General features: G+C 67.7%; 6 protein-coding genes. 2 read left to right on the top strand and 4 right to left on the bottom strand.

The genetic code is table 11. The annotated features are described in order from the left end of the window. Positions 1-111: 111 nt before the first annotated feature. Both AC2A1N_RS15535 and AC2A1N_RS15530 read right to left on the bottom strand, forming a co-directional pair. Positions 112-2,754 (bottom strand): hybrid sensor histidine kinase/response regulator, encoded by a 2,643-nt coding sequence (locus tag AC2A1N_RS15535; protein ID WP_242891375.1) that lies wholly within the window; start codon positions 2,752-2,754, stop codon positions 112-114. A gap of 66 nt (positions 2,755-2,820) precedes the next feature. After that, positions 2,821-3,990 (bottom strand): OprO/OprP family phosphate-selective porin, encoded by a 1,170-nt coding sequence (locus AC2A1N_RS15530; protein WP_061479576.1) that lies wholly within the window; start codon positions 3,988-3,990, stop codon positions 2,821-2,823. 332 nt (positions 3,991-4,322) lie between these two features. Between AC2A1N_RS15530 and AC2A1N_RS15525 the strand changes: the two genes are divergently transcribed. Together AC2A1N_RS15525 and AC2A1N_RS15520 are read left to right on the top strand one after the other, a co-directional pair. Next, positions 4,323-5,666, top strand: a complete 1,344-nt coding sequence (locus tag AC2A1N_RS15525; protein ID WP_484372804.1) for a dicarboxylate/amino acid:cation symporter — start codon at positions 4,323-4,325, stop codon at positions 5,664-5,666. A 230-nt stretch (positions 5,667-5,896) separates the two neighbouring features. Then, positions 5,897-8,188, top strand: a complete 2,292-nt coding sequence (locus AC2A1N_RS15520) for an NADP-dependent malic enzyme (RefSeq protein WP_061479574.1) — start codon at positions 5,897-5,899, stop codon at positions 8,186-8,188. A gap of 385 nt (positions 8,189-8,573) precedes the next feature. On the opposite strand, the gene AC2A1N_RS15515 is transcribed toward AC2A1N_RS15520, so the two are convergent. Both AC2A1N_RS15515 and AC2A1N_RS15510 read right to left on the bottom strand, forming a co-directional pair. Next, positions 8,574-9,317, bottom strand: a complete 744-nt coding sequence (locus AC2A1N_RS15515) for a basic secretory protein-like protein (RefSeq protein WP_032954509.1) — start codon at positions 9,315-9,317, stop codon at positions 8,574-8,576. After that, complete coding sequence (locus AC2A1N_RS15510) at positions 9,314-12,658, bottom strand: GH92 family glycosyl hydrolase (protein ID WP_061479573.1); 3,345 nt, start codon at positions 12,656-12,658, stop codon at positions 9,314-9,316. The genes AC2A1N_RS15515 and AC2A1N_RS15510 overlap by 4 nt, the downstream gene beginning before the upstream one ends. Between the last annotated feature and the right edge of the window lie 181 nt (positions 12,659-12,839).

Below are 12,839 nucleotides of genomic sequence, written 5' to 3'. Positions count from 1 at the left end.
ACGAGCAAGCGCAGCGCGCGACTCGCTTTTGAACTTATTTTCTTCTCCGCGGGTGGACGCGCACGGCACGTGTCCGTGGCCGGGTAGATGGGCTGCGCCGTTGGCTGGAAACTACCCGCGATGCCGGATCAACAACTGACTCATCAGCGCCCGCAGCGCAGGCGGCTTTACCGGCTTGGCCATCATTCCCCAGCCGCGCTCGGCGGCCATCTCACGCAATCCCGCATCGCGCTCTGCAGTGACCAGCACCACCGGCGGGCGTGCCTGCCACAACTCCGCCAGCGTCTCGTACAGCACCGGCCCGTGGTGATCACCCATGCGCACATCCAGCAGCACCAGCTCCGGAACCGTCTCGGCACTGGCCAACTGCAGCGCCGCCTGTGGCCCATCGGCCAGCGCCACCTCGCAGCCCCAGCGCTCCAGCAGCGCACGGCTGGCCGCACACACGTGCGGATCGTCGTCGATCACCCACACCCGACGCCCACGCAGCGGGTTGTCCGCGCCCGGTTCCTGCGCCAGTACCGGCGCAGGCGCGGTGGCCGGAATCGCGCTGGCTTCGCCGAACGGTACGCCTACCGCGAACACGCTGCCCCGGCCCAGCTGCGAGCGCAGCCGGATCGGATGGCCGAGGAGGCGGCCGATGCGGTCGACAATGGCCAGGCCAAGGCCGGCGCCGCGCTGCTGGCCGTCGTGCAGGCGACGGAACTCCTCGAAGATCTCGCCCTGCAACGCGTCGGGAATACCCGGGCCCTGGTCGTGCACTTCGATCCACAGCAGTCCTTCACGGCGGCGGCAGCCAAGCAGCACGCGGCCGCGCTCGCTGTAGCGCAGTGCATTGGACAGGAAATTCTGCAGGATGCGGCGCAGCAGCGCTTCATCGCTGACCACCACGGCATGGGTATCGACCCAGTCCACCACCAGCCCGCGTGACTGCGCGGCGATGCCGAACTCGCGCGCCAGCGTCTGCAGCAGGGGGCCCAGCCGGAACGCCTGTACGCGGGTGGGCAGGCTGCCTGATTCCAGCCGCGCGATATCCAGCAGGCTGTTGAGGATCGCGTCCTGCGCCGCCAGCGCGGCATCGATATGATCGGCAGTCTGCTGCTGCGCCGGGTCGCCCAGCTTGCCGCGCAGCACTGAGACGAACATGCGCGCAGCGTTGAGCGGCTGCAGCAGGTCGTGCACCGCCGAGGCGACGAAGCGGGTCTTGTAGCGGTTGGCCTGCTCGGCCTCGCGCCGCGCCTCGTCCAGGTCGCGGGTGCGTTCGGCGATGCGGTGTTCCAGCGCATCGGCCAGCGAGCGTAGTTCGCGCGCAGCGTTCTTGTAGCTGGTGATGTCCGCATAGCTGGTGACGAAGCCGCCGTCGGGCAGCGGATTGCCGCGGATCTCCAGCACCGTGCCGTCGTCCTTTTCGCTCTCGCGCATGTGCGGGCGGCCACTGCGCAGGTGGTTCAGGCGGCGCTCGATGGCCTCGTCCACCGGGCCGGGACCGAGCAGGCCACGACGGGCATTGAAACGGAACAGTTCCTCGATCGGCCGGCCCACGCGCACCAGGTCTGCCGGGAACCGGAACAGTTCCAGATAGCGCGAATTCCACGCGACCAGGCGCAGGTCGCGGTCGATCACCACCACACCCTGCGGCAGGTGTTCGAGGCTGCGGCTGAGACCACTGTCGGCGTCGGTGGCGGCCTGCAGCAGGCCATCCTGTGCGGTGCGCAGCTCCTGTGCGTGCTGCTTGAGCAGGGTTTCCAGTTCGCGGCGGCTGCGCAGGCGATGCTTGGCCAGGCGCCTGCGCTGCTGCACGAACAGCACCAGGAAGCCCAAGGCCAGCCACGCGGCACCGCCGGTCAGGGCGGCCGCGCGACCTGCTGCAGTAGCGGCGCCGGCGTCGTGCAGCAGGTGCAGGTTCCAGCCTTCGGCGGGCAGCGCCAGGCTTTGCCACAGCATCGGCTGCGGCAGCGCAGGATCCAGCAGCCGCACCATGCGGCCGCCATCGGACAGCACGTCTTCGGTACGTGCACGCAAGGGCTGCAGGGCACGGTCGGCGTACTGACGGGCATCGAGCATTTCGCGGCGCTCACCGGCACGCAGCGGACGCAGCAGCCGGTAGCGCCAGCTGTCCCGGTTGGCCAGGAACACGACGTCGTGGTCGTCGCTGGCCAGCACCACGTCCGGGCTGCTCAACCATTCCTGTTCCAGCGCGGACAGCTCGACCTTGATCACCACCACGCCGAGCCGCTTGCCGTCATCCTCGATGGCCTGCGAAAGGTAATAGCCGGGCACGCCGGTGGTCATGCCGATGCCGTAGAAGCGACCACGGCCCTGCGCCAGCGCCTGGCGGTAGTAGGGGCGGTAGCTGTAGTTCTCGCCGACGTTGCTGGTCGGTTGGTCCCAGTTGCTGGCCGCCACCGCCACACCATCGTGGCCGACCAGGGTCAGGGTCGAGGCCCGGGTGACTTCATTGGCACGTTGCAGCTTGAGGTTCAGTCGCTGCCGTTCGCCGGGCGAGGGCGGCACACGCAGTGCGTGCAGCAGATCCGGATCCAGCGCCATGACCTGCGGCAAGGTGCCGAAGCGGTCGATGCGCTGTTGCAGGCCCTGGCCATACAGTTGCAGCTGGCGTTGCACCTGGCTGCTTTCGTCGCCGAGCGCGCGCCGCCAGGCGTAATGGCCAGCGGCGACCGCGCACAGCACGGTGCCACCGACCATCACCAGGATGGTCAGCAACAGCATCCGGTGGCGGCTGAGCCAATACATGGCGGCAGTCTACGCAGGGCCGGCGGGCGTGGCGTGCACGCCCGCCGGGGTCTGACGTGGAAGGGGTCAGAAGTGCATCTGCGCGCGCAGTTCGAAGATCTCCGGCGTGCTGTGCACGCCACGACGGCTGGCGTCGACCTTCACGTAGTTGGCCTGGAACTTGAAGTGGCTGGTCAGGTACCAGTTCGCACCCAACGTCAGGTCGTGCTGGCGGCCACCCAGGATGTCACCATCGTCGAGGTCCAGGCGGCTGTAACGCGCCACCAGTTCGACCGCACCGTAGTTGTGCGCCGGCTTGATGTTGGCCACCGCGCCGGCGTTGTACGGCCGCGATTCGCCGGTCAGCACCCAGCTGGCCATCGCGTACTGGCCGCTGCCGGTGAAGTCGGGCTTGCCGTCATGGCGGGTGACCGTGGCACGCAGCGCTTCGGCCTGCAGCGAGAACGGGCCGCGGATCCAGATGCCTTCCAGGCCGGTGCGGCGGATCTGGTCGGCGGTGACCAGCGCGCCGGAATCGACGTAGCGGATGTCGGTCAGGCCGGCTTCCGGGCGCGCGCGCAGGCGGGCGCTGGCCTCGTGGTGCACGTCGCGGCCATCGCTGTAGCCGCGTGGGTTCTCCTGCGAGTAGGCCAGGCCCAGGTGGATAACGTCACCCGGTGCCTTCACCGGCGTCCACACCGCACGCACCGCCTGGGTGGTTCCGGGGTTGTCGCCCTGCAGGTCCTTGCCGCCATAGGCGCCTGCCTGCAGCAGGTACTGCGGGCGCTCCAGCACCCATTCCACACCCGTGCGGCGGCCGGCGTAGAAGGCCTGCACGGGCAGTGCGGTTTCCAGGAAGCTGCCGGCGCGCGAAGACGTGTTCGCGTCCAGGCCAACCGGGGTCTTCATGTAGCCGAAGCGGAAGCGGCCGATGTCGCGGCCGAAGAAGGCCTTGCTCTCGAAGCGCACGAACACGTCCAGCCAGGTGTCGGACTGGAAGTCGTAGTAGACCATCGCGTCGTAGACGCCCTTCTTCTTCAGCGTCGCGCCGAACTCCTTGCGGCGCACGGCGTCATCGTCCTCGAGGCCGCTGGCCGAGGAAAAATCGTTGTAGTCGTAGGCGATGTTGGCGGTAGCGGCCAACTCGGTGCCATCGCCGAAGGTGTACCTGGTCGGCCAGTTGTCGAAATCCGCAGCCGAAGCGAAGGCGGGAAGGGCGGCCAGCGACAGGGCCAGCAAGGTGGGATTCGGGCGCATGTAGGGTGCGGCTCTCTCAGATTGCGTGTGGACAGGACATCAACGGCCGCAGGGGCCGAAACTTTCGCAGGGACATGCCCAGCCGTTCAGCCCGGGCCACCGGCCTTCCCGTTTCCGGGCGGTGCGGCGCCAGTGTAGGCACCTGTGCCACCTGAACCGGGGGGCTAGTACCAATAGGTTATCTGCGCCGGCGTGCCTGGCGCGTACAAAGGCGTCCATTGGTCGCCCCCCCTGTGCGTGCAGTACAGGGCCTGCGATCAGTTTCCACGGTAACGGCTCCCGTGCAGTCCCGGGGCCGTACGTGCCTGAAAACGCCCCTTCCGGAGTCCGCCATGCACATCCCGACCGCAGCACCGGTGCCTGCAAAGCCGTTGCCGATCTATCGCCAGCTGTACTTCCAGGTGATCGTGGCGATCGTCCTGGGTGCCATCCTCGGCCACTACGAACCGCTCATCGGCGAGAAGATGAAGCCGCTCGGCGATGCCTTCATCAACCTGGTGAAGATGATCATCGCGCCGGTGATCTTCCTCACCATCGTCACCGGCATCGCCAGCATGACCCACCTGCGCACGGTGGGCCGGGTGTTCGCCAAGGCGATGGCGTACTTCCTGTTCTTCTCCACGCTGGCGCTGATAGTCGGCATGATCGTGGCGCACGTGGTACAGCCCGGCGCGGGCATGAACATCAACCCGGCCGAGCTGGACCAGACCGCAGTGCACAGCTACGTCGAGAAGTCGCATGACCTGACCCTGGTCGGCTTCCTGATGGACATCATCCCGAAGACACTGATCAGCGCGTTCGTCGATGGCAACATCCTGCAGGTGCTGTTCGTGGCCGTGCTGTTCGGCATCGCGCTGGCATCAGTGGGCGAGAAGGGCAAGCCGATCGTGAACTTCCTGGAGGCGCTGGTCGCCCCGGTGTTCAAGCTGGTGCACATCCTGATGAAGGCCGCCCCGATCGGTGCCTTCGGTGCGATCGCCTTCACCATCGGCAAGTACGGCGTCGGCTCGCTGATCAACCTCGCCTGGCTGGTGGGCTCGTTCTACCTCACCGCGTTCCTGTTCGTGGCGGTGATCCTCGGTGTGGTCTGCCGCCTGTGCGGCTTCTCGGTGTTCAAGCTGGCGCGCTACCTGAAGGCCGAACTGCTGCTGGTGCTCGGCACCTCCTCGTCGGAGTCGGCGCTGCCGTCGCTGATGGAGAAGATGGAACGCGCCGGCTGCAGCAAGTCGGTGGTGGGCCTGGTGGTCCCGACCGGCTACTCGTTCAACCTGGACGGCACCAACATCTACATGACCCTGGCGGCACTGTTCATCGCCCAGGCCACCAACACCGAACTGACCCTGGGCCACCAGATCGCCCTGCTGCTGGTCGCCATGCTCAGCTCCAAGGGCGCGGCCGGTGTCACCGGCGCCGGTTTCATCACCCTGGCCGCCACCCTGGCCGTGGTGCCGGAGGTGCCGGTGGCTGGCATGGCGCTGATCCTGGGCGTGGACCGCTTCATGAGCGAATGCCGCTCGCTGACCAATTTCATCGGCAATGCGGTGGCCACCGTGGTGGTCTCGCGCTGGGAAGGCGCGCTGGACCGCAACCGCCTGCAGCTGGCGCTGGATGGCCGCGAGAGCGAACTGCCGCCGCCGGTCGATGCGCTGCCCGAGGCGCTGCCGGCCAAGGGCTGATCCAGGTGTGTGGTACCGCGGGGCCGATCACGTCAGTGGTACGGCCCCGCGGCGTTTCAGGGCGTCCCATGGCTGTCATGGGCAGCGCCGAAGCTGGTATCGCGGTACCGTCGCATACGGCACGGAATTGTGCGGTCGCAGCATGCTTGCGACAGGATAGCGACAGGTCCGGACGCTCCAACGGGGGTATCATCCCCTGTCCCTTCTGCCCATTCATGTAACCCACATCGATGTCCAACGAAGATTTCAAACAGGCCGCCCTCGATTACCACCGGATGTCCCCGCCGGGAAAGATCAAGGTTTCCGCTACCAAGCCCATGCTGACCCAGCGCGACCTGTCGCTGGCGTATTCGCCGGGCGTGGCGTACGCCTGTGAAGCGATCAAGGCCGACCCGCAGCAGGCCAGCGAGCTGACCGCCCGCGGCAACCTGGTGGCGGTGATCTCCAACGGCACCGCGGTGCTGGGCCTGGGCAACATCGGCGCGCTGGCCGGCAAGCCGGTGATGGAAGGCAAGGGCGTGCTGTTCCAGAAGTTCGCCGGCATCGATGTGTTCGACATCGAAGTGGATGAGACCGACCCGGACAAGCTGGTCGACATCATCGCCTCGCTGGAACCGACCTTCGGCGGCATCAACCTGGAGGACATCAAGGCGCCGGAATGCTTCGTGGTCGAGCGCAAGCTGCGCGAGCGCATGAAGATCCCGGTGTTCCATGACGACCAGCATGGCACGGCGATCATCGTCGGCGCGGCCGTGCTCAACGCGATGGCGATCACCGGCAAGAAGATCGAGGAAGTGAAGCTGGCGACCACGGGCATGGGCGCGGCCGGCATTTCCTGCGTGAACATGCTGGTGCAGCTGGGCCTGAAGCCGGAGAACATCCTGGCCTTCGATCGCGAGGGCGTGATCCATACCGGTCGTACCGACCTGGACCCGGAAAAGCAGCGCTATGCGCGTGACACCGACAAGCGCACCCTGGCCGAGATCGTCGACGGCGCGGACATCTTCCTGGGCCTGTCGGCACCGGGCATCCTGACCGCCGACATGGTCAAGACCATGGCGCCGGATCCGGTGATCTTCGCGCTGGCCAACCCGACCCCGGAAATCATGCCGGAGGTGGCGCGCGCTGCGCGTCCGGACGCGATCATCGGCACCGGCCGTTCGGACTACCCGAACCAGGTCAACAACGTGCTGTGCTTCCCGTATCTGTTCCGTGGTGCGCTGGACGTGGGTGCGACTGCGATCAACGAGGAAATGAAGATCGCCTGCGTGCGTGCCATCGCTGCACTGGCACGCCGTGCAGCCACCGACATGGGCTCGGCCTACGGCGGCGAGACCCCGAGCTTCGGCCGTGAATACCTGATCCCGCGTCCGTTCGACCGCCGCCTGCTGGTGGAACTGTCGGCCGCCGTGGCCCAGGCCGCGATGGATTCGGGCGTGGCCTCGCGCCCGATCGAGGACATGGGCGCCTACCGCGACAAGCTGGCCCAGTTCGTCTACCGCACCAGCCTGATGATGAAGCCGGTGTACGACCGCGCGCGCAGCGACAAGCAGCGCGTGGTGTACGCCGAGGGCGAAGAGGAAGTGGTGCTGCAGGCGGTACAGAACGTGGTCGATGACGGCCTGGCGCATCCGATCCTGATCGGCCGCCCGGAAGTGATCGAGTCGCGCATCGAGCGCCTCGGCCTGCGCCTGAAGATCGGCGAGAACGTTGAAGTCACCAACATCAACGACGACCCGCGCTTCAACGAATACTGGCAGTACTACCACGGCCTGACCGGCCGTCGTGGCGTGACCGTGGCCGCGGCGAAGAACCTGATGCGTTCGCGCCCGACCCTGATCGCAGCGGTGATGGTCGCCCGTGGCGAAGCCGATGCGATGCTGACCGGCATCGTCGGCCGCTTCCACAAGAAGCTGGGCTACGTGCGCAGCGTGCTGCCGCTGGAGCCGAAGGTCACCTCGACCTCGGCGATGACCGGCGTGATCAACCAGCAGGGCGTGTTCTTCTTCGTCGATACCCACGTGCAGGAAGATCCGACCGCCGAGCAGCTGTGCGAGGCGACCCTGCAGGCGGCCTATCGCATGAAGCTGTTCGGCATCGAGCCGAAGGTGGCGCTGCTGTCGCACTCCAACTTCGGCAGCCATGATTCGAAGGATGCGCTGAAGATGCGCCAGGTGCGCGAGCTGCTGCTCAAGCGCAACCCGCGCCTGAACGTGGATGGCGAAATGCAGGGCGACACCGCATGGGATGAAGCGCTGCGCCAGAAGCTGCTGCCGGGCTCGACCCTGCAGGGCCGCGCCAACCTGTTCGTGCTGCCGAACCTGGAAGCGGCCAACATCGCCTACAACCTGGTGCGCGTGTTCACCGACGGCGTGGCGATCGGCCCGATCCTGATGGGCGTGAACAAGCCGGTGCACATCCTGACCACCAGCGCGACCTCGCGCCGGATCCTGAACATGACCGCCATTGCGGCGGTCGATGCGCAGATCCGCAAGCAGATCGAAGCGGAAAAGAAGGCGTAAGCCTTCGTTCCGCTGCGATCTGCAGAAACGCGCCCTTCGGGGCGCGTTTCGTTTCCGCCCAGCGGAAACCGGATCGGGTAGCGCCGGGCCATGCCCGGCGAGCGCGCAGCGCGGCGCTTCTCGCATTCCGCCGGGCATGGCCCGGCGCTACCCGATGAATTGCAGTCCGGCGGTCATTTCCCTGCAACGCCGCTGCGGCCCAATACGCCCACGCGGCCCGGCCGTGGGAAGGGACCGGACCGGCCTTCCCACCCTGGGCCCGACCAACTTCCCATCGGCGAGGGTGTCATGCGCAATCGAGTGACGCGGCGGTACTTCCAGCAGCTGTTCGCGCTGTACGCCGGTTTCGTGCAGTCGCGCTGAGGCGCCGGCGACAGCGTGGGCGTCAGCGCCGCTTGCCGCGGCGTGCAGGGGCCGGCGGTGGAGCGTCGGAACGCGGCTTGGCGTACTGCGCCCACAGCGCCGGCAGTGCCTTGCCGGTGTGCTTCTGCCACAGCGCCGGTGCATAGCGGCCGTCGCGCAGGGCCTTGTCCAGTGCCAGCACCAGGCCTGGATGTTCGGCGTCGGCCCATTTCAGGAACGCACCGGTGACACGGTAGCCGCTGTCGAAGTTCTGCCCCTTCTCGACCTTGCCCGGCAGTGCCCAGCCCGCAGCGGCATTGTCCATGCCGTAGCGGTCGCGTGCGTAGTCGGCGATGCCCTCCACCAGCCAACCCGGCACCCGTGCGTCGCCATAGCCCGGATAGCCCTGCACGATGTGCATGGCCTCATGGGTGACCAGGTCGATGTCGTTGGGGTGCTGCGCCAGCCAACCCGGATTGATGGTGATCGTTGCGGCCTGGTCCTTGTCACCGACGAAGGCGATCCCGGTGTAGGCCGGGTCGATCACGATGCGCACCATCGACGGCGCGGCCGGGTGGAAGTCCGCACGTTCGCGCAGGTAGGCGAAGTAGAACGTATCGATCACCCGCTTGCGCTGCGGCGCGGCCAGCGCGCCACGGGCGTCCTGGTAGTTCAGCGTCACGCCGTCGCGGGTCAGCTGCGCATCAAAGGCCTGGGTCTGGCCGAAGCTGGAGAAGGAAAGGGCAACAAGGGCCAGAGGCAGCAGACGGTAGCGCATGGGGCTCATTGTACGGCGCTGGGCGCCAACAGTTCGATCTCCGCCAGCGGCAGCCGGCCCGGTGCGGCCAGGCGCAGCCGATACTCGCTGTAACGACCGGGTTTGGCGATGCGGAACGGTCGGGTCTGGCGGGCAGACTCGAAGGCTTCGCCGCTGCGCTGGTCGAGCACGATCCAGCGGCCGTTGCCACTGCGCGCTTCCAGCGTCCATTCGCCGCCCTGGATGCGGCCGTCACCGCTGGTGAGCGTGTACATGGTCGGCACGCCGTCGCCCAGGCCGGTCAGTGCGATGGTTGCGCCGCCGCCCAGGCCGACGGTCGTGGCGGCATCGTCGTCGACCAGCGCTGGCAGGGCGCGACCATCGGCCAGCGTCGCCTTGGCGCCACTGCCGAGCAGGTCGTGCAGCAGCTGCGGGCGCTGGCCCCGCGCGGTCAGCGAGCGCGGCACATCGTCCACGCCGCTGCCCCAGCGCGACGGCTGCGGCCCCATCACGAAGTCCAGCGTCGCGCCCTTGGCGATCAGCTCGTGCGGCACCCAGGTCTTCGTCCACGGCTTGCCATTGATCTTCAGCGACTGCACGTAGACGTTCTCGCGTGAGTTGTTGGCCGCGTTCACGGTCAGCACCGCACCGCCCTGCAGTTCCACCCTCGCATGTTCGAACGCCGGTGAACCGATCACGTACTCCGGGGCGCCCATGCGCAGCGGATACAGGCCCAGCGAGGCCAGCACGTACCACGCGGAGGTCTCGCCGTTGTCCTCGTCGCCCGGATAGCCCTGGCCGATCTCGCTGCCCACATACAGCCGCGACAGGATCTCGCGCACGTGCTGCTGGGTCTTCCACGGCTGCCCGGCGTACAGGTACATCCATGGGATGTGGTGCGCCGGCTGGTTGCTGTGCGCGTACATGCCCATGCGCACATCGCGCGCTTCGGTCATCTCGTGGATGGTGCCGCCGTAGGATCCGGCAAACGCGGGGTCGGCGGTTTCCGGGGTGGAGAAGAAGGCATCCAGCTTCGCTGCCAGCTTGTCACGGCCACCATAGAGCGCGGCGAGTCCTTCGCCATCGTGGGCGGCGGTGAAGGCGAAGGTCCAGCCATTGGATTCGGTGTAGTCGTGGCCCCACACGCGCGGGTCGTAGGCCTTGGCGTCCACGCGCCACTGGCCATCGGCCTTGCGGCCCTGGAAGAAGCCGGCGGCCGGATCGAACATCGTCGCGTAGCTGGCGGCGCGATGGCGGAAGTAGTCGGCCTCGGTGCTGTAGCGGTCGCGTGCGGCCGGCGTGGTCGCGCGCTTGGCCAGGGCCTCGGCCATGTTGGCGATGCCGAAGTCATTCAGTGCGCCTTCCATCGTCCACGACATGCCTTCGTGCACGTCCGCGCTGGCGTAGCCACGGAAGGTCGAGCGGTCCATGCCCTTGCGGCCGACATGGCGGTCGGGGGGGACCACGGTCGCGTTCTTCAGCGCGGCCGCGTAGGCCTCTGCCGGATCGAAGCCACCGACGCCTTTCAGCCACGCATCTGCAAATGCCACGTCCGAGCTGGTACCGACCATCAGGTCGGCGTAGCCCGGCGACGACCAGCGTGCGATCCAGCCACCGGCACGGTACTGCTCGATGAAACCCTGCACCATCTGCCCGGCATCGTCGGGCGTGAACAGCGCATAGGCTGGCCAGGTAGTGCGGAAGGTGTCCCAGAAGCCGTTGTTGACGAATACCTTGCCATCGCGCACGCCGGTGAAGCTGCGGTTCGCGCTGCCCTCGGTGTTGTCGTCGCTGGCGCTGGCCTGGTTGGCGTAGCGCCAGTCAGGCGCGGCCGCGCTGCCGGCATTCTCGTGGCCGGAGTTGGGATACAGGTACAGCCGGTACAGGCTGGAATACAAGGTGGTCTTCTGGTCGTCACTGGCATTGCCGATGTCGAAGCGGGCCAGGCGCGCGTCCCATGCATCCTGCGCACGGCCGGCCACGCTTTCCAGCGTGTCGGCGGCGGCGATTTCCAGCGCCAGGTTGTGACGCGCCTGTTCCACCGAGATCAGCGAGGTGGCGATACGCATCGTCACCTGCCGGTCGCTGCCGGCATTGAACTTGATGTAACCGGTCGGGCGGCCGGTGTCGAGGCGGCCGCTGCTGCGCCACGGCTTGTCGAAGCTGGCCACCACGTACATGCGGCTGGCGCCGTTGGACAGGCCACTGCGCGTATCGGTGTAGCCGCTGAGGGTCTGCGTGGCCGTGTCCAGGGTCAGGCCGCCACGCGCATCGACATTGTCGAACAGCAGGTTGGCGTCGCCGCCCTCGGGGAACTCGAAGCGGAACAGCGCGGCATGGTCGGTCGGTGCGATGGCAGCAGCGATGCCATTGTCGAAGCGCACGTCGTAGCGGTAGGGGCGCGCGCTTTCATGACGGCGGTCGAACGACAGCGCGCGCTTGCGGCGGTCGGCGTCCGGCACGCCACGGCTGGCCGAGGGCATCACCTGGAAGGTCTGGCGGTCGCCCATCCACGGGCTGGGCTGGTGGCTCAGTGCCAGCGCCTGCAGCTGCGGGCGGTTCTGCGCATCGTTCTGTTCGTTCCAGCGGTACAGCCAGTTCAGTGCGCCGGCGTCGGTCACCGGGGTCCAGAAGTTGAACCCGTGCGGCACCGCCGTGGCCGGGAAATTGTTGCCGCGCGAGAAGGTGCCGTTGGCCTGGGTGCCGCGGGTGGTCAGCACCCAGTCGGAGACGCGCTGCGGCCGCTGCCGCGGTTGGGCATCCAGGCGCACGTCATCAATCCAGCCAGAGACCGGCGCGCCCTCGGCGCTGGCCACCTCCAGCTCGATCGCCACCACGCGGCGGCCCTTCAGCGTGGGCACGTCGCCCAGCCGCACCGCCTTGCGGGCCCACTGTTGCGGGTACAGCGTCTTCGATTCGCCCTGCGCGCGCGCGCCGATCGCCACGCCATGCTGGTCGCGTGCCGCACCGGCCGAAACGCGGCTGCCATCGTCCAGCAGCAGGTCCAGCGATACATAGGTCGAGGCGACGGTGTCCTTGCCGACGATTTCCGGCAGCACCAGCCACGACAGCGTGGTATCGGCCTCGATGGGCAGGTCGGCCTTGAACAGTTCGCGCCGCGCGCTGCCGCCTTCGCTGCTGTAGCGCAGCGCATGCAGGCCGCTGTAGCCGGCATTGCGCTTGGCGGCGTAGGGCGCGGCCGGTCCATTGCCGATCGTGACCTGAAGCGCACCGGTGGCCTGCGCCGGGACAGGTTCGCCCGGTTCGAACGAGGTCTGCAGCCCCTGCGCCAGCACCGGCATCGCAGGGGTCGCACAGGCCAGGGCCAGGGCGAGCGGAAGCAGGGCGCGGCGCGGATCGGACAGGGTCATGCAAGGGTCTCCCGGAAGGGCTGGCGGCGGGCGAACCCGCATCGGCGGACACCACGGACAGCATCGCTCCGCCCGCCAGGCTGGCAGTGGAAGAGGCGATGCCGGTCCGGTGGGGGCGGGCCATGCGATCGGGTTGGATTGGGTGGGTCGGGGTGCGACCTGGCCCGATCCTGCAACAGCC

It is taken from the genome of Stenotrophomonas maltophilia group sp. SKK55 (genome assembly GCF_057179845.1).
This window is presented reverse-complemented; position numbering and strand designations above follow the sequence as displayed.

Bases quoted from the DNA above. Each gene is read 5' to 3' on its own strand.
- AC2A1N_RS15535 (WP_242891375.1), bottom strand. From the start codon at position 2,754: ATGTATTGGCTCAGCCGCCACCGGATGCTGTTGCTGACCATCCTGGTG.
- AC2A1N_RS15530 (WP_061479576.1), bottom strand. From the start codon at position 3,990: ATGCGCCCGAATCCCACCTTGCTGGCCCTGTCGCTGGCCGCCCTTCCC.
- AC2A1N_RS15525 (WP_484372804.1), top strand. From the start codon at position 4,323: ATGCACATCCCGACCGCAGCACCGGTGCCTGCAAAGCCGTTGCCGATC.
- AC2A1N_RS15520 (WP_061479574.1), top strand. From the start codon at position 5,897: ATGTCCAACGAAGATTTCAAACAGGCCGCCCTCGATTACCACCGGATG.
- AC2A1N_RS15515 (WP_032954509.1), bottom strand. From the start codon at position 9,317: ATGAGCCCCATGCGCTACCGTCTGCTGCCTCTGGCCCTTGTTGCCCTT.
- AC2A1N_RS15510 (WP_061479573.1), bottom strand. From the start codon at position 12,658: ATGACCCTGTCCGATCCGCGCCGCGCCCTGCTTCCGCTCGCCCTGGCC.